Source organism: Olivibacter sp. SA151, from assembly GCF_054130995.1.
Genome location: NZ_CP096391.1, coordinates 129,158 through 148,532 on the forward strand (window position 1 = coordinate 129,158; position 19,375 = coordinate 148,532).

General features: G+C 42.4%; 14 protein-coding genes. 7 read left to right on the plus strand and 7 right to left on the minus strand.

Annotated features, from left to right (window positions below; translation table 11 throughout):
* The first annotated feature begins 65 nt into the window (after positions 1-65).
* From M1D52_RS00490 to M1D52_RS00500, 3 genes are all read left to right on the plus strand, one after another.
* Complete coding sequence (locus M1D52_RS00490; protein WP_437361480.1) at positions 66-1,274, plus strand: MFS transporter; 1,209 nt, start codon at positions 66-68, stop codon at positions 1,272-1,274.
* Positions 1,275-1,353: 79 nt separating this feature from the next.
* Entirely contained in the window at positions 1,354-2,220 is an 867-nt protein-coding gene (locus tag M1D52_RS00495; RefSeq protein ID WP_437361482.1) for an NAD(P)-dependent oxidoreductase, read from the plus strand.
* Positions 2,221-2,223: 3 nt separating this feature from the next.
* Positions 2,224-2,466, plus strand: coding sequence for a VF530 family protein (locus M1D52_RS00500; protein ID WP_013664487.1), 243 nt, complete (start codon positions 2,224-2,226; stop codon positions 2,464-2,466).
* A gap of 17 nt (positions 2,467-2,483) precedes the next feature.
* Here the strand turns inward: M1D52_RS00500 and M1D52_RS00505 are convergent, their stop codons facing one another.
* Both M1D52_RS00505 and M1D52_RS00510 read right to left on the minus strand, forming a co-directional pair.
* Positions 2,484-4,655, minus strand: a complete 2,172-nt coding sequence (locus tag M1D52_RS00505; RefSeq protein WP_437394006.1) for a xanthine dehydrogenase family protein molybdopterin-binding subunit — start codon at positions 4,653-4,655, stop codon at positions 2,484-2,486.
* Entirely contained in the window at positions 4,652-5,125 is a 474-nt protein-coding gene (locus M1D52_RS00510; protein ID WP_437394007.1) for a (2Fe-2S)-binding protein, read from the minus strand. Before M1D52_RS00510 ends, M1D52_RS00505 begins: the two co-directional genes overlap by 4 nt.
* Before the next feature lie 138 nt (positions 5,126-5,263).
* Between M1D52_RS00510 and M1D52_RS00515 the strand changes: the two genes are divergently transcribed.
* The 4 genes from M1D52_RS00515 to M1D52_RS00530 all read left to right on the plus strand — a co-directional run bounded on the left by M1D52_RS00515 (position 5,264) and on the right by M1D52_RS00530 (position 11,834).
* Positions 5,264-6,307, plus strand: a complete 1,044-nt coding sequence (locus M1D52_RS00515; RefSeq protein ID WP_437394008.1) for a Gfo/Idh/MocA family oxidoreductase — start codon at positions 5,264-5,266, stop codon at positions 6,305-6,307.
* Between the two features lie 174 nt (positions 6,308-6,481).
* Positions 6,482-7,579, plus strand: a complete 1,098-nt coding sequence (locus M1D52_RS00520; RefSeq protein ID WP_013664483.1) for a vWA domain-containing protein — start codon at positions 6,482-6,484, stop codon at positions 7,577-7,579.
* Positions 7,580-7,766: 187 nt separating this feature from the next.
* Entirely contained in the window at positions 7,767-9,263 is a 1,497-nt protein-coding gene (locus M1D52_RS00525) for a sigma 54-interacting transcriptional regulator (RefSeq protein WP_013664482.1), read from the plus strand.
* Between the two features lie 180 nt (positions 9,264-9,443).
* Complete coding sequence (locus M1D52_RS00530; protein WP_437394009.1) at positions 9,444-11,834, plus strand: TonB-dependent siderophore receptor; 2,391 nt, start codon at positions 9,444-9,446, stop codon at positions 11,832-11,834.
* 39 nt (positions 11,835-11,873) lie between these two features.
* On the opposite strand, the gene M1D52_RS00535 is transcribed toward M1D52_RS00530, so the two are convergent.
* From M1D52_RS00535 to M1D52_RS00555, 5 genes are all read right to left on the minus strand, one after another.
* A complete protein-coding gene (locus tag M1D52_RS00535; RefSeq protein ID WP_437394010.1) occupies positions 11,874-12,887 on the minus strand; it encodes a cytochrome d ubiquinol oxidase subunit II in 1,014 nt (337 codons plus the stop codon).
* 105 nt (positions 12,888-12,992) lie between these two features.
* Complete coding sequence (locus M1D52_RS00540; RefSeq protein WP_437361495.1) at positions 12,993-14,300, minus strand: cytochrome ubiquinol oxidase subunit I; 1,308 nt, start codon at positions 14,298-14,300, stop codon at positions 12,993-12,995.
* Positions 14,301-14,449: 149 nt separating this feature from the next.
* A complete protein-coding gene (locus tag M1D52_RS00545) occupies positions 14,450-15,451 on the minus strand; it encodes a histidine phosphatase family protein (RefSeq protein ID WP_377610067.1) in 1,002 nt (333 codons plus the stop codon).
* Between the two features lie 252 nt (positions 15,452-15,703).
* Positions 15,704-16,687: a DUF4097 family beta strand repeat-containing protein gene (locus M1D52_RS00550; RefSeq protein ID WP_130854724.1), complete on the minus strand. Its 984-nt coding sequence runs from the start codon at positions 16,685-16,687 to the stop codon at positions 15,704-15,706.
* Positions 16,688-16,817: 130 nt separating this feature from the next.
* Complete coding sequence (locus M1D52_RS00555) at positions 16,818-19,262, minus strand: ABC transporter permease (protein WP_437394011.1); 2,445 nt, start codon at positions 19,260-19,262, stop codon at positions 16,818-16,820.
* Between the last annotated feature and the right edge of the window lie 113 nt (positions 19,263-19,375).

A 19,375-nucleotide genomic window follows, 5' to 3' on the forward strand; every position in this document is an offset into this window, starting at 1 on the left:
GCATGGCAGAAGTTGGATGAGAATGTACTAACTTTGCAGAGTGTATTTTAGACACTAAGTAGCTTATGAACAAAAACTTACTTCCATTAACTTTAGGAGGATTAGGTATAGGGATAACCGAATTTGTGATGATGGGACTTTTGCCCGATATCGCTCGCGATTTAGCGGTTTCTATTCCGAAAGCCGGCTATCTCATATCCGCATATGCATTGGGGGTTGTAATTGGGGCTCCCTTATTGGTAGCCATTGCCGGTAAATATCCGCCAAAGAATATATTGATCGCCTTAATGGTAATGTTTACGGCTTTTAACGCTTTTTCTGCTTTTGCGCCGGATTTTAATTCCTTGTTTATTGCCCGTTTACTTTCTGGCTTGCCGCACGGGGCTTTCTTTGGTGTAGGGTCTGTCGTAGCAAGCCGTATAGCCAAAAAAGGAAAAGAGGCGCAAGCCGTTTCCCTTATGTTTTTAGGTTTAACCATTGCAAATATTGCCGGAGTTCCTTTAGGTACATACATTGGCCATAATTTCTCATGGCGCTTTTCTTTTGCTATCGTCGTAGCTGTGGGGTTGATTACCTTGTTTAGCTTGAAGACCCTATTACCGGCGTTATCAGCTAATGCTGACAGAAATTTAAAAAACGAGCTTAGTTTCTTTAAAAAAACCGAAGCTTGGTTGATTATATTTATGATCTCTATTGGAACAGGAGGCTTGTTTTGCTGGTATAGCTATATCGCTCCAATGATGACGAGTGTAGCCGGTTTTTCAGCGGATGCGGTAACCTACATTTTAGTATTGGCAGGGGTTGGAATGATGGTTGGAAATCTTTTAGGAGGTTTTCTGGCAGATCGTTTTTCCCCCGGAAAAGCCTCTGCTGCTTTGCTGGTTGTAATGGCTATAACGCTGATCATTGTACATTTTGTTTCCTTCAATCCGGTTACAGCGTTGATTATGACCTTTGTTACCGGAGCAGTAGCCTTTGCATTGGCAGCACCTATTCAGATGCTAATGATCAATACGGCCAAAGGGGCTGAGATGATTGCCGCTTCTGTTAGTCAAGCTAGCTTTAACATAGGAAATGCCTTAGGTGCTTTCTTGGGAGGTTTGCCGCTCGTCTATCACTTTGATTATACATGGCCGGCAGTAGTTGGTGCTGCTATGGCATTCGTCGGCGCCCTCTTCGCTTTTGCTTTTATTAAACGAAAAAAGCTGATCAACCCCTCTAAGCCTTTGGAAGAAGTGCTGGTATGCGAGGGAGCCGCCTGTGATTGTATTTAAGTATTAAACAATTATCTTTGTTATCTGTTATCTCAACATTCGTTGGAAGCAACTCTTTATGTCAGAAATATTGATTTAAATGACCGACACGATAGGATGGATAGGCTTAGGGAACATGGGATATCCCATGGCAAAAAACTTGCTCAAAGCTGGTTATGCTCTAAATGTTTACAATCGGACTGCATCCAAGGCCGAAGGTTTGGTAAATGACGGAGCCACTTTAGCTAGTAGTATCAAGGATTTATGTGTAGAGAGTGAGGTTATTATTACGATGCTGTCCGATGATCAGGCCGTGAAGGGTATATTTCTAGGTGAAGGCGGCTTACTTAATTGCCAAGCGGAAGGGAAGCTTGTTATAAACATGAGCACAGTGTCGCCCAGAACGTCCTATGAGTTAGAAGAAATGAGTAAGGCAGTAGGCGCAAGGTTTTTAGAGGCTCCTGTTTCGGGAAGTGTTAAACCGGCTGAAGACGGTACACTATTGATTCTCGTAGGAGGCGATGAAGATAATTATCGTGCTGCTCAACCGATCTTCGAAAAACTTGGAAAACTGTCTTTTTGGCTTGGAAGTGTGGGCGCCGGATCGTCTGCAAAATTGGCGATCAACTATTTTTTGGCTCTTACGCTGGAGGGTTTAGCTGAAACCGTTTTATTTGCGAAGAAAAACGGAATAAAAGCCGAAGATATGTTGCGTATCGTGAATGAAGGTGCCTGCGGAAGTCCGTTAACGAAACTAAAAACAAACGCGATTGTCACTAATAGCTATCCGGCCGCCTTTGCGCTAAAACATATGGTGAAAGACCTTCGATTGGCCGTGGAGCAGGGAATCGACTTTCCATTAGCTCAGCCCCTCGCCGAAACCTTTAAAAAAGCCTTTGATAAAGGGCTTGGAGAAGAGGATGTGATGGCCATTATAACCTATTTAGAAACTTTGTCAGCAGACTAATCGATGCCACGAGATTTTCATAAAGAGCAACCCAATAATCCCTTGCATGGAGTTACCTTGGAAATGGTTGTTAGGCGTTTGGAACAACACTATGGATGGAAAGAACTTGCACGTTTAGTACGCTTAAATTGTTTTGCTAACAATCCAAGCGTCAAATCAAGCCTCCAATTTCTTAGAAGAACGCCATGGGCCAGGGAAAAAGTGGAAGCGTTGTACATGGAAACAAAATTTGAGGAAAGCGATTAGCTTCCTACAGGGGGTGGTTACCACTGCAATTTATTGGCCCTTAAAGGCAGATTTCTTAGGCGCTGGCCCGTTGCTGCAAACAAAGCATTGGCTATGGCCGCTGCGGTAGGGCCTTGTGCGGCTTCGCCGGCACCCATTGGTTTTTCTTCCGGTCTATCAATAACAATTACCTCAGTTTCAGGAACGTCAGAGAAGCGCATAATGGGATAGCTTTCCCATGTATCACTTTGTATACCATCCGCTGAATACTTCACCTCCTCGAATAGGGTCCAGCTTGCCGACTGTATCATACCGCCCTCAGTTTGATTTTTTAGCCCGTCAGTATTGATCGTTTGACCGGCGTCAATAGCACCGGTTAATTTAGTGAGCTTAAAAGTTTTACGACTGCGATCTACTGCAACCTCAGCAATCACTGCAAAATAGGCCGCGTGATTTTTATACTGGGCAAATGCTAGCCCAAAACCGTAGTCTTTTCGCTCCTTTCGCTGCGACCAATTGACTTTATTGCATACCGCTTTTATCACGGCAATGGCTCGTGCGTCGTTCAAGTGTTTTAAACGGAAGCTTGCAGGATCTTGTTTACCGCGCGATGCCAGCTCGTCTATAAAAGACTCCAACGCAAAGATATTGGCATAGGCACCGAGACTTCGCAGTGCGGACGTTCTTAACGGACCTTGGAAGGCATGAGCTGTCACTTTTAGACTATCCGTGTTGTAAAGCGGGATCGCATTTCGATAAGCCCCACCGGATACGCCGTTTTTTTCAGCTTGTCTCTTCGGATGGATGTACTGTGCTGCAAGTAGCAACGAAGCTTGTCCTCCAGGGCGGACGCTGTGGGTATCTGACCATAATTGGGTTTCAAGATAGCTTATTTTTCCCTCATGGAGACTTCCATTTAGCTGGATTCGCATAGCTGATCCGTACGGTTCCCAGCAATGTTCATCCTCGCGCATCCATTGTAGACGGATAGTGCTCTCCGGTAATGCTTGCGAAATTAAGACAGCGTCAGCCGCTACATCATCAGCGCCGTTATGACCATAGCAACCGGATCCGGGGACACCAATGACATGAATGGATTCTTCAGGTAAGTCCACCAGGTCCGATAGACTCTTCCTAAGTGGGTAAACGCCTTGGCTGTGTGTCCATACGGTTAATCCCTTTGAACTCCACCTAGCTAGTGCACACGATGGGCCGATGGATCCATGCATATGATATGGACGGGTATAAGTGGCTTCGATGGTTGTTAAATTAGGTTTATTTGGGTCTCCCTTTGCTTCCACCACTTTTACTTCTTTGCTCCGATGTACCATATCTTCAAACAGGATCTGTTGAGAAGGTAAAACGCCTGTTTTCCATTTACTGAAGGATCGAAGGTATTCCCATGCCCGAATGGCGTGATACTCTTCTTGAGCCACTACTGCCAGAAAATCGCCGTTCCTGATAATTTTTCTTATTCCATCCATTTTTGCAACCTCCTTTTCCGGGAAAGATAGAAGCTTGGCATCATAAGAAGGGGGGCGAACTACCCGAGCATGCAGCATATCGGGAAAACGGAGGTCCTGTATATAGTAAGAAGCTCCGGTTACCATGGTACGTATATCTTCTCGTGGCACGCTTTTTCCGATAAGTCGATAATCTTTTGGATTTTTAAGGGGTGCATTACCCGAAATCGTTCCTTGGATTGCCTTCCCTTTTAGCAGTTCCCAATAGCTAATCGATTTGTCGGGTTGCGATGGATCAAGAACGAGCCCATCGTTAACAATCAATGAAGTAAATGGGCTACGAAGCTTTTCCGCGGCCATTCTAATCAATCGATAACGTGCTTCTGCCGCCGCTTGGCGTATGCTCATTCCACTATTTTCAATAGAAGCGCTTCCGGCAGTATATCGTTCATCTGGTGTGCGTTCCGTGTCAGCTATAATGATGTGAATGCGGCTAAGGTCGACATCCAATTCTTCTGCAGCTATTTGTTTCAGCGCAATGCGGATTCCCTGGCCAAGCTCCATTTTTCCGGTCAACAAGGTTACTTTTCCTTCGTCGGATAATTTTAACCAAGCATCAATGTTGTTGCTATCTATCGCTCGGGCAATTTTAGCCCCTCCTTTGCTAGGTTTACAGCAAAGAAAGGGTAAAAGATGAAAACCAATAATCAGCTGGCCGGTGGTCGATATAAACTCTTTTCTGTTCATAGCGATCCTTCTACTGTAAGCGAGGCACGACGAATCGCCCGCATAATCCGATTATGACTACCACATCGGCATAATACTCGTTGTAAGGCTATTCGGATTTCCTCATCCGTGGGATTGGGATTCTTCTGTAACAAAGCTTTGGAGGCTATAATCATCCCGTTAATGCAATAGCCGCATTGGGCCGCCTGCTCCTTAATAAACGCTTCCTGAATCGTATCGAGCTGTTCGCCTTGGCTAATACCTTCCAAGGTAGTTATAGAACTATCCGCTAGGGAGTGGCAGGGTCGTTTGCAGGAGGGCATGGCTATGCCATCTATCAGTACCATGCAGGAGCCGCATCGCTCAACGCCACAACCGTATTTCGGTCCGTTTAATTGTAAATTGTTTCGAAGCACGTAAAGTAAGGGAGTGTCAGGGCCGACCCGTAATGAATAGTTTTTTCCATTTACTTTTAGGTTAATCGTATCCATGGTTCGTTTATTGAAAAAAGGAGAACAATTTCATCTATTCTTCACTTTAAGATAACTGATTCCTAATAAATTTGTTTCAAAGAACCGAAAGTTCGGAAAAATAGACTAGGTTTGAAATAAAACCAATAGAATTTATCGATGCATACCATTAAAACTGCTTTATTATCTTACGGAATGTCAGGGAGCGTCTTCCATGCGCCCTTCATAGATTTACATCCGGGCTTTGAGTTAACAGGCTCGTGGGAACGAAGTAAAAAGCTTATTCAAAAAGACTATCCAACGGTTGCTAGTTATCCGTCGTTTGAATCCATTTTAAACGATGCATCAATCGAACTGGTAATTGTCAATACCCCTACCGGTACACACTACGATTTTACAAAGAAGGTGCTCGAAGCAGGTAAACACGCTGTTGTTGAAAAGGCTTTTACGATTACAGCCGCCGAAGCAATGGAATTAGAAGCGTTAGCTAAGGAGCGTAACCTTAAATTAGCGGTTTTCCAAAACCGGCGATGGGACAGTGATTTTAAAACAGTGAAGAAGATCGTAAAATCAGGTGTTTTAGGCGAAATTGTAGAGGTTACATTTTCTTATGAAGCTTATTTGCCTAAATTAAATACGAAGGCACATTTAGAGGAACCTTCGCCGGCGGCAGGTTTGATAAGAGATCGTGGTCCTCATATGATTGATCAAGCCTTATCCCTTTTTGGCTATCCAAGGGCGCTCTTCGCTGATCTAGCTATAATGCGAACCAATTCGCAGGTAAATGATTACTTCGAATTAATCTTGTATTATGAAGATAAAAGAGTACGGTTAAAGGGCGGCTTTCTTGCACGGGAAATGGCTCCCTCGTATATTGTACATGGCAAGGAGGGCTCTTTTCTGAAAAGCAGGGCAGATAAACAAGAGGATAGGTTGCTAGCGGGCGAGAAACCCAATACAGATAACTGGTGTGAAGAGCCGGAAAGTGAGTGGGGAATATTGCATGCTGAACGTGATGGTAAGGCATTCAGGGAAAGGGTCCCTTCTGAACGAGGAAACTACCTGGATTTCTTTGAAGGAGTTTACCAGGCTATTGTTAATAATCAAATAGAACCGGTTACCGCGGCAGAGGGTGTTCAAACGATGAAGTTGATTGAAGCGGCTATCGAAAGCGCGGATACCGGCTGTGTAGTGAAGCTGTAAGAGCGCTTTCATATTTCGGAGATCAGCTATCAGTCTTAACTTAAGTAGGAGCTGATAGCTGAACACTGATTTCTGAAGACCTATAGCTAAAAATGACCTTTAGCTTAGAAATAATCTCCAAGGAAACTTTTATCTTCGGATAAGTGTTCAATATAAGAAAAGGAAGGAGCAGCTATGAGAGGATTTCGCTTTTCGGAATTCGTTCCGACAGATATGCCAAAAGGGGGCTTCGATAGTCTGTTAAAATTGTTTAGTCAATTACTTAATTATACGGCGGGGGATGCGGCGGAAGCGTTAGCATGGATGAATGAGCTGGATAAGCAGTATAATCTGACGACCGATGAGTATGGAATGGGAGACTTTATTGAGGACCTTAAAAATAAGGGCTATCTTCAAGAGAATCCGCAAGATGGCTCATTCCAAATTACGGCTAAAACGGAACAAACTATTCGGCAGTCGGCCTTAGAGGAAATCTTCGGGAAATTAAAAAAATCAGGCAAGGGAAACCACGGAAGTAATCGCAGCGGAGTGGGTGAGGAGAAAAATGCTGATCGGAGGGAATACCAATACGGAGATAGTCTTGACCAAATTGACATAACAGCTTCCATCCACAATGCGCAGATTAATCATGGATTGCAAAATTTCACCTTAACGGAGCGTGATTTAGAAGTCGAGGAAAGAGATTATAAGACACTTACCTCCACAGTGCTGATGATTGACATATCGCACAGCATGATTTTGTACGGAGAGGATCGAATTACACCGGCGAAAAAAGTTGCGATGGCTTTAGCAGAGCTGATCCGAACTAAGTACCCAAAGGACACACTCGATATCGTAGTTTTTGGAAACGATGCTTGGCCTATCGCATTGAAAGATTTGCCCTACTTGCAAGTAGGGCCTTACCATACGAATACCTATGCGGGCTTGGAATTGGCGACTGATTTGCTGCGAAGACGCAAAACACATAACAAGCAAATCTTCATGATCACAGATGGCAAACCAACTTGCTTGAAGGAGAACGGAAGGTACTATAAAAATAGTATGGGTTTAGACCGCAAGGTTATTAATAAGACACTCACCATGGCGGCACAATGCAAACGGTTAAAGATACCTATCACCACATTTATGATAGCTCGGGATCCCTATTTACAGCAGTTTGTCCGACAATTTACCCAAGTGAATGGCGGGAAAGCCTTCTACAGCTCTTTAACGGGATTAGGTGAATATATTTTCGAGGACTACATTAGGAATAGAAGGCGGACGGTGAGATAAAATAGCTGTCAGAAATCAGCTATCGGTTTTCAGAAGGAAAATTAAGATTGTTGTCCGTAACGAAGGAATATCAATGACTGATTACCCTGTAATTGATCTAACTCGGGTAAATTAGTAATAAAAGGTTTAGTATGAATTAAATCTGCCGAAAGCTGATTGCCTACGGCTGATAGCTAATAATATAACTATGATCAAAACATTAGGTGAGTTAAAAGCATCTGGATATAAAAGTAAATCCGTTAAAGAAGAATTAAGAGAAAATCTGATCAAACAGTTAAAAAGTAAAGAAGAGGGTTTTGAAGGCGTTTTGGGATATGATGAAACGGTTATACCTGAACTGCAAACCGCTATCCTTTCGCGTCATAATATCCTTTTACTAGGTCTTCGGGGCCAAGCAAAGACAAGAATAGCACGTCTAATGGTTAACCTATTGGATGAATATATACCCTATGTAGAAGGAAGTGAAATATTTGATGATCCCTTGAATCCGATTTCCTGGTTCGCCAAGAGCGAGATAGCGGCGAAAGGCGAAGATACACCAATCGCATGGTTGCATCGGAGCGAGCGTTATACGGAAAAGCTGGCAACGCCGGATGTGACCGTTGCTGATCTGGTAGGTGATATCGATCCCATTAAAGCAGCTACCCTAAAACTTACCTATAATGACGAACGTGTTATCCACTTTGGATTGATACCGAGAGCACATCGAGGTATTTTTGTAATCAATGAATTACCGGATTTGCAGGCAAGGATACAAGTAGCCCTTTTTAATATGCTACAAGAGAAGGATATTCAGATTCGAGGCTTCAAGTTACGGTTACCGTTGGATATCCAGTTTGTGTTTACCGCTAACCCGGAAGATTATACAAATCGTGGGTCCATTGTAACCCCCCTAAAGGATCGGATCGAAAGTCAGATATTAACACATTATCCAAAAACAATTGATGTATCGAGAGCGATTACCTTTCAGGAAGCAAGGCTTTCTCCCCAGCAGAAAAGCTTAATTGAGGTCGACGGCCTACTGAAAAACTTGATTGAGCAAGTGGCTTTTGAGGCGAGAAAAAGCGAGTTTATAGACCAGAAATCCGGTGTATCTGCACGTCTGACAATCTCGGCCTATGAAAATTTAGTAAGTACCGCCGAGCGCCGAATGCTTATATCCGAAGAAGAAAAAACTTTTGCCAGGATATCTGATCTTATAGGGATCATTCCAGCTATTACAGGGAAGATAGAACTGGTTTATGAAGGCGAATTGGAGGGGCCGATTCATGTTGCGAATAAACTAATCAGTAACGCAATAAAGACATTGTTTGCTCAATACTTCCCCGATCCTGAGAAAATTAAGAAAACAAAGGTTACGAATCCATATCAAGATATTATCGATTGGTTTACGGCGGGCAATAAATTGGATATCAATGATGCTTTATCTACGGAAGAATATGCCATGATTCTAAATCATGTGCCTGGATTGAAAACTGTTGTTCAGGAGTTTCACAAAAAGCTAAGTGACAACCAAAAGTTGCTTCTGATGGAGTTCGTTCTGCACGGATTGGCGGAATATTCTCAATTGAACAAAAACATCATGAACGGAGGGTTTGCCTTTTCAGATATGTTCGGTAGTCTTTTCAATTCGTCATTTGAACAGGATGAAGATGACGAATTGGATGATGAGGATTTTAGGTAATCTCCTAACTCTTCTGATTTAGCTTCGGCAATAGTAAAAACTAAGACTAGACTGATTGCTGATAGCTAAAACTGTCCTACTAATTGCTTATTTAAAATAAGTCTAAAAATGTATTGACAAATTTTGAAACAAATTGTAGGTTTGTGCTCAATTTGTTTAACTAGATTTATTCTAAATAAAGTGAAAAGACTACTATCATTCAACCTAATTGTAGTACTTAGTTTTTGTTTTATGCATTTGGCCCATGCGCAAATTAAAGGAACTGTACGCAATCAATCAAACGAACCGGCGGCGGGTATATCCCTCTGGATTAAAGGTACCCGAATCGGGGGAAAAACAAATAGCGCAGGTGGATATGAAATTCAGGGTGTCAAGGCAGGCGAGCATACGCTCATTTTATCAGCTGTCGGTATTCAAAAACAAGAACGGCTCATTCATTTCGATGGAAACGAACTGATTGAAGATTTTGTAGTGCAGGCAACCAATGAACAACTCCAAGAGGTCGTTATTTCCAGTCAGAAGAAGCAGTATAAGGTCGATACTACTTCAACAAGCTTGCGCTTAAATGAACCATTATTGGAAATCCCTCAAAATATTCAAGTTGTGACCAATAAGGTGTTGGCCGATCAACAAATCGTTAGTATGAGTGACGGGCTGATTCGCAACGTTAGCGGAGCTGTTCGCTTAGAGCATTGGGGTGATTTGTATGCGAACATCAACATGCGTGGTTCGCAGATCCAAGCGTTTAGAAATGGGTTTAATGTTGTCGGTTCTTACTGGGGGCCCCTAACCGAAGACATGAGCTTTGTTGACCATATCGAATTTGTCAAAGGACCCGCCGGGTTTATGCTGGCTAATGGTGATCCAAGCGGATTGTATAATGTTGTCACCAAAAAGCCTACCGGTATTACAAAGGGCGAAGCGAGCTTTACGCTAGGAAGCTTTGACTTATTAAGAGGAACACTCGATTTGGATGGAAAATTAAGTAAGGACGGAAAGCTCTTGTATAGATTGAATGTTATGGGCCAGAATAAGGCCTCGCATCGTCCTTATGAGTATAATGATCGGTATAGTATTGCTCCCGTCATCTCTTATCAAGTAGATGAGCAAACCAAGCTTACCGCTGAATATACCTTGCAGCATGTACGGATGACCGAGGTTGGATCTTACTATGTGTTCGGGCCGGAGGCGGGCGGCTATGCCACGCTACCGGTAGATTTTACCATGACGAATCCGGGTATTCCACCCACCAATATCGATGACCACAGTTTATTTCTAACCTTGGAACATAAGTTTAATGATCATTGGAGATTAACTGCACAGGGATCGTATTTCTTCTATGATCAGGTTGGCTACAGCTCCTGGCCCTCAAAAGTTAATGCTGATAGAACATTGATTAGAAATGTAGGTATCTGGGACGCCCAAGGTCGTATGGGGCTCGGACAGGTTTTTGTAAATGGTGATGTACAAACGGGTTCCGTTCGGCACCGTATTCTAGCTGGTGTTGATATGGGCAAGAAGACCTATATTGCCGATTGGGGACAATCACATGATTTAGACCGTGATAGCGCTACCTTGTATTTCGATCCACTTAATCCCACTTACGGAATCCCCAGCAACGGACTCCCAAATTTTGATCGTAGCACCAGTTTAGAGGCGAGGGCTTTAGCTGCAGGTGGTTTACAAGGTCAACGTTATACAGGATTATATTTTCAGGATGAATTAGGATTTTTTGAGAATAAACTAAGGTTGACTTTAGCAGGACGCTACACCTATGTCCGCCAATACTATGGTGAAAGTGCCGATGAAGCTAAACGTTTCACACCGAGATTAGGACTAAGCTATTCCATCAACCAAACGACTTCTGTTTATGCCGTTTACGACCAATCTTTTGTCCCACAAAGTGCTTCAGGAACAATTGAGAATGATGGAAAATTGAAACCAATAACGGGTAATAATACTGAACTTGGCATCAAGAATGAATGGTTTGGGGGTAGCCTAAATACGACATTATCTGTTTATAGGATATTGAAAAACAACGAGCTTACCACTGGTCCGAATAGTACACCTACTAACCCTACCAGCATTGTTTTAGGGCAGAAAAAGGCGCAGGGTTTCGAATTTGACGTAAGGGGAAGTATTGGCTCTAATTTGAGCATTATTGCAAATTATGCGTACACCGATTCAAAAGTTAACAAAGTAACTCCAGGTGTAACAAGTGTGACAGTGGGGCAAGTAATGCCTGGTTTCTCCAAACATGTGATTAATGGATGGGTAAATTATAAATTGCCATTCAAAGCAATAAATGGCCTCGGTGTATCAGCAGGCTATACAGGATTATTTGATCGCGCAACGGACAATTGGGGTGAAGGGCAACGTAGATTACCGAACTACCATAAGGTAGACGGTGGGATTTTTTGGGAGGGAAAAAAAATGCGTATAACGGCCAATGCATTTAATATCTTTGATAAGTATTTATTTAGTGGCTCCTATTATAACTGGTTGAGCAGCTATTATTGGCAAACCGAAGCTCCAAGAAATTACAGGTTAACGGTTACTTATAGCTTCTAAAAAGAGAAGGCAGGCAGATGGTGTTGGCCTTCTCTTTTTTTAATGGGCAATGCCCTTCTTCTTTTCAAAGCTATAAATTAGGTAAAATAGGGCCGGCAAAATAAAAATACTTCCCAGTAGGAGTGCCCAGGCCAACGCTTCTATTGTTTTATTTAAACCGGCATCTTCAACTAGGGATAGCGACGCGCCTCCTTTCAAAAGGATTATCTTTGGAAAGTGAATGTAGGTGGCGGCCAGCAAAATCATGCTTACCTGGAAGCCTGCCAATAAACGGATGAGAATCGCTCGATTTTTACTTAAAGATATCCACAAGAAGATTAAGGAAATACTGGCCGCTCCAATCGCCAATGAACCTATCCAATGTCCGAAAATCCAATCCAACAAAGGGATTTGCTCATAATGTGCAGCAATAAAAACAAGTCCTCCTGCCACGAAAGCCGCTACAATCATTTTTTTAGCCAAACGAATAAAGTGCTGTCTATCATCTGAAGAATGCACTTCGCCAATAATATAAATGGCGGCTAAAAATCCACAGATGCAAACTGTAAAAAGGCCCACTGCAATTCCGAAACTATTTAGCCAACTGTAGACATAAGCGGATAAAAAGTCGCTGGCTCCTATATCAATCTTACGACTGACGGTGCTTGCGGCAATGATGCCAAGAAAAAAGGGGGTAATAGCACTGGAGTAAACGAAAATGCGATTGTATATGCTTTGCATACGATCTTCAACAGCGTCGTAATTTCGAAAAACAAAGGCTGTCCCCCTTGCGATAATTCCCAGCAACATGGCCGTCAACGGAATATGGACAAAAATGGACATGGTTGTATAAATTTTCGGAAAGCCCACAAACAAAATAACAATGGCTATGATAAGCCACATGTGGTTTGCCTCCCAAATGGGACCGATAACACGATACATGGTATGCCGTGTCTTGCTTTTATGCTCGCGCTTGCTTATTAATTCAATAATACCGGCACCAAAATCTGCCCCGCCTAATAGCAGGTATAACCAAATGGAGGTCCAAAGAAATGCGATGACTGTGTATAACATGTTAACGGTTTTCGGCTTTCAGCTACCAGCTGTCAGCTAGGTTCAATCTTTAATACTAATTTTATTCCTTTCTTTAATGAGCCGAGAGCTGATCTCCGATAGCTTCTACACATCATAAACCCGCCCAACCATCTTAATTTGCCGGTAAAGTAGAAACGCTACGATGATCGACAAGGAAACATATACGGCTGTAAATAAATAAAAAGAATAAACGATTCCGGGCATGGGCGTAACTGCATCAACAGTTCGCATAATACCATAAATAATCCAAGGCTGCCTCCCAATTTCAGTGACCATCCATCCCGCCTCAATAGCAATAAAACCTAAGGGAATGGCGAGGATGAATAAGTTTAAGAGCCAGGGGCTACGCAGCCATGAGCGCTTCTTAGCCAGGGTGATGAAATAAATGATAGAAAGTGACAGCATCAGCATGCCGAGTCCTACCATTACCTGAAAGGCATAGTGTGTAATAGCTATTGGAGGATGATAATTTTTTGGGATTTGATCTAAACCGGTAACAGTTGCTTTGCTATTTCCATGAGCCATCCAACTTAATAAGCCAGGTATCTTCACGGCATATTTTACCTCGTTTGCCTTCTCATCTACGAGACCCCCAATAATTAAGGGAGCTTCTTTTTCTGTTTTGAAATGCGCTTCCATTGCTGCAAGCTTGGCAGGTTGTCTCTTTGCAACATCTTTTGCCGATATATCGCCGCTCAATGGTTGCAATACCGCAGCAACGGTGGCAAAAATAGCCGCAATCCGAAAAGCCTTTTCGTGAAAATTGATGTTCTTTCCTTTTTTGATCATAAACGCGTGAACCCCCGCGACTGCAAAACCGGTTGCTGCGAAGGCCGCCAGGGTCATGTGAAGCGCCTGTGAAAACCAGGCATCATTGAACATAGCATCTATTGGATTGATGTTGGTGTATTTGCCATCAATATATTCAAAACCCGCCGGACTGTTCATCCATGCATTGGCCGCCACCACGAGTATACCTGAAGCCAAACCACTTACCCCTACAATAACGCCTGTAAACCAGTGAAACCACGGATTGAATTTATCCCATCCATACAAGAAGAATCCTAAAGCGATAGCCTCAATGAAAAAAGCCGTTCCTTCCAGTGAAAAAGGCATTCCAAAAATAGGCCCGGCATGTTCCATAAAGGTTGGCCACAGCAAACCTAGCTCAAAAGAAAGTACCGTACCGGAGACAGCCCCCGTAGCAAAAAAAATCGCGACTCCCTTACTCCACGCCTTCGTGACGTTTTTATATACCTGTTCGCCTGTCCGAAGCCATTTATAATGGGCAATGGCCATAAAGAAGGGCATTACCATACCAATACAGGCAAAGATAATATGAAAGCCAAGGGAGAGGGCCATTTGAGAACGGGCGGCGAGGAAATCGTCCATAACGAGCGTTTATTAAAATGATAAAACGTAAACTCAGGGCTACTGAACTTCCTCAAAGATAGGGCTTATGCCGTTAATAAATGCAGCTTCTTTATGGATAGAAGAGGAATTTTTTATTTAGAATGGATATACATTAACTTTCCGCTGGTTTATGGTTTGGATAACTGTCTCCAATAATTCACCATACCCCAAGAGACAGCGCCTTCATAGGTAAGGGTTTTGTCGGGGGCGATCTTTACGAAATACATGCCGGTCCAGTTGAAAGGAGAGACGTCGGGAAATGTTGGATAACCGCCACTAATGATAATTTCATTAATGGGATGATGGGTGGATAGCAAAGTGATTTTGTTATCTATTGGCGTTCCTTGCAATATTCTAATTAAGCCCTTAAACAGATCTCCTTTATTATGTGAAGGATGATTCAGCAAACTATCTTGTTTGATCGGCAAATTAAGTTCCATCAGTTCCACCGTCTCTATTGCACGATTGAATTCGCTGGCGTAGACCCGACTAATAGGGTAGCCAAGCGCTTTAAGATTGGCCCCTAACTCGCGCGCGCGGATCCGCCCTTCTTCATTCAATTGGCGTGCCAGTGCTTTGTCCTTTGATTTCCACCAGTTAGCCGGACCGGCATCATCATGATTTAAAGAATAATCCACGCCCTGATCGGCATCCGCATGACGTAAAACAAGCGCATATGTCTCGTTACTAACAGGCAATTTTTGTAAGGTTGCCCAACCTTTTAAGTAGGAATTATAAGTGTCAGTAGCTCCTTTTCCATTATAGGTGATTTGGGGCTTATCATGGTTTGTGTCGGTAGCCCCCAATAGATAAAAGCGCGTTTTGTTTTCGGGTTGTTCTTTGGGAGCAATATCAATAGCAACCACCTCTCCCGAGGTTAGGCGTTTTACTAAACCGTTAGCATCCATCTTGACACGACTATCATCGGAGCTAAAGATAGCATCCCTGTTCGTCGTTATTTGGAAGTTGTTTTTGTTTACGAAAAGGAGTTTTCCGTCATATTCAGCGGAAGTAATTTGGATGCCGGGTAATTCATGATCATCGCTTTTTTTACAAGCGCTTAATAAGAGAATGGATAGCCAAAGAATGTTTACGAAATGCCTTTTGCGAAGAGAAAGTAGTATCATCATTTTTATTATCAACGATATATAAGGCTTCACTCCCCAACGAAGGGATGAAACTATCCAGGAGCGATTTAATAATTTGTCTGCTGCTGTCTATAAAAATACGACGAAACGCACGATTTATTTGGCACTATACCCGTTAATTGAAGAAAAGATGAACTGATATCACAGAAATGCGCAGGTTTTTGGCTGGATAATGAGGTTATATGCCACAAAATGTATTAAAAATTGTGGCATATATAGTGAAAGGTTAATCTACTAATTTGCTTCAAGGTTTAAATTCCCGACACTTACGTGGACATCCACGTCAGCTCCACCTCCGTTCAATTTCCCTACCACACGATCTTTTTCCTTCGTTCCTGCAAAGTTATTTAAAGAGGGAAGATTAATCTTTCCTGCTGATAAATTCAAGTCTAAGCCTTTATCCATAGGAAGCTGGAGGTTAACACTTCCGGCAGAAACATCGATTTTTAAGTATTTATCTATATTTACCATATTAACCGAAGTACTGCCGGCGCTTGTTGCCAGATCAGCACTACCTGCCATGCGATCAACCCGAATACTGCCGCCAGAGGTTTTTGCCAGTAGTTCGCCACTAATATCATTGGCTCCTATACTTCCACCGCTGGTCCGCGCATCAATTTTTCCTTTTAAATTACTCAATTTGATGGAACCGCCTGATGTATGCAGTAGCAGATTCCCCGTAACATCATCTGCATTAATACTTCCGCCACTGGTTTTTAGGTTTACATTGTTTTTTACATGAGCTACTTTGATACTTCCGCCGGAAGTTGCTCCTTCGATATAGCCATTAATGCCATTAAGGGAAAGGCTACCACCACTGGTTTTCAACTTTGCTGATGCTGCTTTAGGCACATAAGCTTTGAACGAAATGGATACCGACTTCTTCCAGTTTTTAAACCCGCTTTTTGGTCTGGCAATTGCGATGAGTTGCCCGTTATTGGAACTAATTTGTAAATCGTAACTGTCTTTTAGCCGTTGCTCGATTTCTTCTTTGCTTAGGCGATTATTTCCGTTATTACCTTGCACAAATACTTCAAGACGAGCTTCGGAGTCATTTACACCTTCAACTGTTAAACTACCGCCGGAAGTTTGTAGATCTACCGAGCGGATATTTTCACTTCGCAATGATTTCGTTAAATAGGGCGAAGGAGTATCTTGTGCCGATGCCAAAAAATAGCTGCTATAAATGGCAATGAAAAAAAGAGTAAGCTTATTCATAATTTTTTTTCTAAAAGACGCAAATCGAAATTAAATGTTGCATGGCGGTTAGCTGTGAGATTTTTGCTGTCAGCAATCTGTTTTTAATTAAGCAAAAAACCGATATCAGATGGCTGCTAGCTTCTAAAAGCTATTCATCCCGCAAACTATTTACCGGATTAGCTGCGGCTGCTTTGAACGTTTGCACACTCAATAATAAAACTGCTAACAAAAGCATTCCCAATCCACTCACTAGAAAAACCCACCAGCCGATAGGCGTTTTATAGGCAAAATTGTCAAGCCACCGATGCGCGGCCCACCAAGCTAAAGGAGAAGCGACAATAAAAGCGATAAGGATGAGTTTGATAAAATCCTTCGCCAATAGGCTGATAAGTTGAACAATAGATGCTCCCAACACTTTGCGAATGCCTACTTCCTTTGTTCGACTGTTTGTGGTATAAAGCACCAAACCTAACAGGCCCAAACAACTAATTAAAATAGTTAAACCTGTTGCCCAGTTTAACAGGGATGCGGTAGCTTGCTCTTTCTCGTAAAACTTCTTAATACTGTCTTCCATAAATTCATAATTAAATTCCCCGTCGGGATAGTTCTCCTTAAAAAGTTCTTCCATATCGGAAATTGTTTTCTGCCAGTTCATTTCACCGGATTGGGCGGATCGAAGTTTTACGTGAAAAATATCTCCCCAGCGGTTTTGAAAAATGAGCGGTGCTAATTGTGCGTGCAAATTCTGTGTATGAAAATTCTTCACAATGCCAACAATAGGCACTTCTTTCTCATTATATTTAAGGAATTGACCTAAAGCCGCCCCCGGTTGTTGAAAGCCGAGTTCTTTTGTGAGTTGTTCATTAACCACAATTTCTGTTAACGAGTCGCTCGCAATCGCATTTCGCCCGGCAATGATCGGAATATTGTATAAGGCCAGAAAGTTATCGTCGCCCCATCTAACATGAACTGTCGGTTTTAACTCTTCTTTCCCGTTGAAATAGCTAACATCGGCAAAGGCTCCGCCCGCTGTAGCTGGTGCAAGAAATCCATTGCTAACAGATGCAATGCCCGGAATTGCCTGTAAGCGTTGCTTGAATTGCATGCGGTGGGTGGCGATGGTATCTCTGGGGGTGCGAAAAGTAAGAATGGCTTCTTTGGCAAAACCCATATCTGCATGGAGTACGAAATAAATCTGTTTACTGATAATCAAGGTAGATATAACAAAAAATTGCGCAATAACAAATTGAGAGACGGTTAACCCTTTTCGTAACAGCGCTTGTCTTGACTGCCCCAAGCTGACTAGTTGCTGGTTCTTCAAAACCTGTATCGGATTATAACCGGATAGAACAAAGGCTGGATATAACCCGGCAAGGACGCTAACTAATAAAACAATGAGTAGAACGGAAAACAACATGCTTGGATAACCTAAGAATGAGAAGGTGAGGCCTTCCGGTATAAAGGCAGAAAAGGCCTGTAGTAACAGCGGTATAATGATAATGGAAAGGACGGTAGCAAATGTTGTCAGAAAAAAAGTTTCTCCTAAGAATTGAACGACCAGTTGTTTTTTGTTTCCGCCGATCGATTTCCTAATACCAACTTCCTTGGCGCGTGTTGATGCTTGTGCCGTGCTTAAGTTAACATAATTGATACACCCCAAAAGCAATAAAAAGCCCACAATGGCGATTAAGCCATACAAAGTGGGTTTATGAGCGATTCGGATATCCATTCCCTGATAGCGCTCATCAAAATGTATGGTAGATAAGGGCTGTAACGCTAAATGAAGTTCGGAAAAAAAATGCTCTTTTTTGGAATGCTTTGCGAGTATCGTGTTTAGTCCTTGCTCTATTTGGGATGGCTGAGCCTGTGGCGATATTTTAACAAGTAAATTTGAGTAACCCATCCAATCGTCCCAAACGTTTAACATGAGGTCGTCTTTCAATGACGTTTTCTCTAATGTGGGTAGTGATATAAACTCCTTACTTCGAAAATCGGTAATTTTTTCTAAATCATCTACAACTCCACTGACACTCACTTCTATATCCCTATACCTTAGGGTACTTCCTGGCACATCCTGCAAATCCTTTTTGGGAAAATAAATCTCGGCCCTACTCTTGGTAAGTACTACTTGAAAAGGTTGTGTCAAGGCAATGGCAGGATTACCGACTAACCACTTATAACCCATTAAGGCTAGATAGTCAGAATTAGTAAAAATAATACGTTCTTGTTTTTTAAAAGTCTTTTTGTTGACGCTTCCTGCCGGCACTTCAACATCTGCTTTTGCATCACCGGGAAAACTATAAATGGGAATTACTTGCTCAATACCCGTTATTTCTCCTTGAGCTGCCTGAGCCAAAGGGCCAGGTACAGAGGTGGAGTGTCCCTCAAAGCCATCTCGTTTTGTGTCTAATACAATTCGATAGATCCGATCTTTATCCAGCTGAAATTGATCGAAACTAAACTCATAATGAACAATCATGGCGATGACTAAGGATGAGCTGATACCTATCGCTAATCCAACGATGTTAACGAGGGAGAAAAATTTGTGTCTCCATAAATTCCGCCAGGTAGAAACAAAATAGTTTTGTAACATAATGTTAGCTTTTAAGGTGTTTCAGCGATTCATCAAATAACCAATAACGAATAACCAATAACCAATAACCAATAACGAGTAACCAATAACGAGTAACCAATAACCAATAACCA

Excerpts from the sequence above, each read along its gene's own strand:
- M1D52_RS00490 (WP_437361480.1), top strand. The coding sequence starts at position 66 with ATGAACAAAAACTTACTTCCATTAACTTTAGGAGGATTAGGTATAGGG.
- M1D52_RS00495 (WP_437361482.1), top strand. The coding sequence starts at position 1,354 with ATGACCGACACGATAGGATGGATAGGCTTAGGGAACATGGGATATCCC.
- M1D52_RS00500 (WP_013664487.1), top strand. The coding sequence starts at position 2,224 with ATGCCACGAGATTTTCATAAAGAGCAACCCAATAATCCCTTGCATGGA.
- M1D52_RS00505 (WP_437394006.1), bottom strand. The coding sequence starts at position 4,655 with ATGAACAGAAAAGAGTTTATATCGACCACCGGCCAGCTGATTATTGGT.
- M1D52_RS00510 (WP_437394007.1), bottom strand. The coding sequence starts at position 5,125 with ATGGATACGATTAACCTAAAAGTAAATGGAAAAAACTATTCATTACGG.
- M1D52_RS00515 (WP_437394008.1), top strand. The coding sequence starts at position 5,264 with ATGCATACCATTAAAACTGCTTTATTATCTTACGGAATGTCAGGGAGC.
- M1D52_RS00520 (WP_013664483.1), top strand. The coding sequence starts at position 6,482 with ATGAGAGGATTTCGCTTTTCGGAATTCGTTCCGACAGATATGCCAAAA.
- M1D52_RS00525 (WP_013664482.1), top strand. The coding sequence starts at position 7,767 with ATGATCAAAACATTAGGTGAGTTAAAAGCATCTGGATATAAAAGTAAA.
- M1D52_RS00535 (WP_437394010.1), bottom strand. The coding sequence starts at position 12,887 with ATGTTATACACAGTCATCGCATTTCTTTGGACCTCCATTTGGTTATAC.
- M1D52_RS00540 (WP_437361495.1), bottom strand. The coding sequence starts at position 14,300 with ATGGACGATTTCCTCGCCGCCCGTTCTCAAATGGCCCTCTCCCTTGGC.
- M1D52_RS00545 (WP_377610067.1), bottom strand. The coding sequence starts at position 15,451 with ATGATGATACTACTTTCTCTTCGCAAAAGGCATTTCGTAAACATTCTT.
- M1D52_RS00550 (WP_130854724.1), bottom strand. The coding sequence starts at position 16,687 with ATGAATAAGCTTACTCTTTTTTTCATTGCCATTTATAGCAGCTATTTT.
- M1D52_RS00555 (WP_437394011.1), bottom strand. The coding sequence starts at position 19,262 with ATGTTACAAAACTATTTTGTTTCTACCTGGCGGAATTTATGGAGACAC.